Raw genomic sequence first — 2539 nt, forward strand, 5'->3', positions numbered from 1 at the left:
TAATCTTAACAGGGGCATGTTTTTTACTATCTTAGTAATAGCAGCCGCGCTATTTTCAAGTATAAGTCTTGCGCAAGACTCATATTATGACGTGACGCTGAATTTTTCAGCAAATAGTCTTACACAGAAAGTTTGCATAGAAGGTAGTCAATCATACCTAAGACTTTCATTTAATGCTGATGTAAAACATACTGGACAATCGGATACTTTTTTCGGGTCTGATTCGTTATCACTGCCACAGTTGCCGTATAAAGATGCTACGTTCATAATTCCAGCATCCTATAAAGCAATTGGTATTGAGATTCTTTCTTATTCTGAACAGGATGTTGAGTTATTGAACGAGGAAATGATGTTGTATCCATCACAGCATCCGGATATTACACTAAGCAGGCTGGACAATGCAGAATTCGAGTCTGATTTTGCCCGCGATTGTCCATTTGAACCGCATGAATTCCAGCATGCGGATAGAAATATTTATCGTGAGCACCGTATAACCTCATCTGATGCTGCAAAATTCATATCTTCAGGCAGACTGCATAATACTAGCCTGGCCGCTTTTCAAATAGTTCCGTTTACTTTTGCTGATAATCAACTGAGGTTAATGACTTCAATAAACCTCCGTTTCATTTTGGAAAAAATAAGCGACCAGGATCTTATGAGCATCCCGTATGAAGTCAAAATCCCCAATTTCATCAACAAATATCCTGGCCTGCTGAATATTAGCGAGCTTGTGGAAAATCCTGATGATATTCCAGATTTAAGCCAACCCATTGAACGAATTGATATTGAGCAGACATGGGTAACAGACCTCATCATAATTGAAGAGGAAGAATATCAGGAGCAAGCCGATCGTCTCGCTGATTGGCTAAGTGAAGGATGCAGGCCGGCTGAGGTTCTTCTTGATGACGATATCTTAGATGCCTATCCCGGTATTGATGCGCCGGCAAAGCTCCGATCTGCTATTTGGGCATACGCTTCCGCGTATGGAGTATTCAATGTATGGATAGTTGGCGATGACATAGCCAATGTCAGATACCTTTATCCTTGGAATGCTAGCCAAATACCACCAATCGAACATCAACATCTTGGAAATGTTAAGTACATGGGTGACTTATCTAACACTGATTACCAATGGGATCAAGATGGGGATGGTGTGTGGGGTGAATACAATCATGATGAGCCAGATATTTATCCTGAGGTATCGGTAGGCTGTCTTGTAGTACAGAACACCGATGATTTTAGGAAATATGTGGATAAACTCATAAGGTATAAATCCGAACCACTACAATCTCAGACTATATTTGGCATGACTGTTACCGACCAAATGAGGGATGCGGACCAGCACTTACTGTATGGCAGTAATGTTCCTTCAAACATCTGGGTTGACTATAGCAATATTGAGCAGCCAACAGGTCATGAACCATGGGACCCATACTTTATAATACCTTCAGGATCAGGTGTTATTAGTAGTATGGCTTCAAGGAAATATAGATATCACACTACCGCCTGTCACGGAGATGCAGGATATGTAAGTTGCAGAAATCATCATGTTGGTATTCATTATAATCGTTGGCCCCGATCCACAAATTGTGTCAATTATTATTTTATCAATAACCACCCCGAAACAATGCCGGGTTGTATCCTTGACCTTGCTGGTTCCGGGAATCTGATGACCAAGTTTGACATCGCCTGCTATGTCGGAGCGTATGACCATATACCCTATCCTTGCATGGCAGAGGTCTATCCTTTCATCGAAGACGGCGGCACTATTGTATACTTTTGCCATACTCGTTGGGGATGGGTTACATCGTCTTCTTTAATAGCATCTGAGTACTGGAATCAACTTTTCAGTGTGGATGACGGACAATTTGCTGGTGTTGGCCTCAGAGGCGCCACGTGCGCGTATCCGTCAATGCGGGATCTAAATTACAATACCAATTGCTTTGGAGATGCCGGTTTAGCCATCTATACACAGACGCCAAACGAATTCTGTATTGCTGGTCCGGATACTGTTAATTCTCTATATGGACTATGTATTGACGATCGCTGGACTGTAACAGTAGCTGATGCAAGCGATATGCCAGACGGAGTCGTTGCGTCTGTTCATGTATTGGGAACCAATCAGTACTACTATGGAACGGTGGACAGCCAAGGTAATATTCGCAACAGTGATGGGGATTTTATTGTTCTTCCGGGTGAACATACCGGAATGACACAGCCAATAGGCGGCTCAGTAAGAATAAGTGTTACAGCGCATTACAGTGATGATCACAACTTCACACGCGGCATAAAAGATGTTATAGCAAGAGATGCTGAACAGCAACACTATGGAAACAAAAAAGTTTACGATGCAAGTCTGCCTACTCAATTCAGTTTATCGCAAAACTACCCCAACCCGTTTAACGCATCTACTACAATTAAGTACGCCTTGCCTGAGGATTCCCGTGTATCACTTAAGGTATATAATATTCTCGGTGAATTAGTGGCAACGCTGGTCAATGGAAATGTACGTGCCGGATATCACAGCGTAACATTTAAT

At 42.2% G+C, this 2539-nt stretch carries 1 protein-coding gene; it reads left to right on the plus strand.

All coding sequences use genetic code 11. The annotated features are described in order from the left end of the window. Positions 1 to 2539 (plus strand): hypothetical protein (locus tag J7K40_04120; GenBank protein ID MCD6161585.1); only part of this gene is annotated, 2539 nt, incomplete at both ends.

The sequence above is a fragment of the Candidatus Zixiibacteriota bacterium genome (genome assembly GCA_021159005.1).
In the GTDB taxonomy this organism is placed as follows: domain Bacteria; phylum Zixibacteria; class MSB-5A5; order UBA10806; family 4484-95; genus JAGGSN01.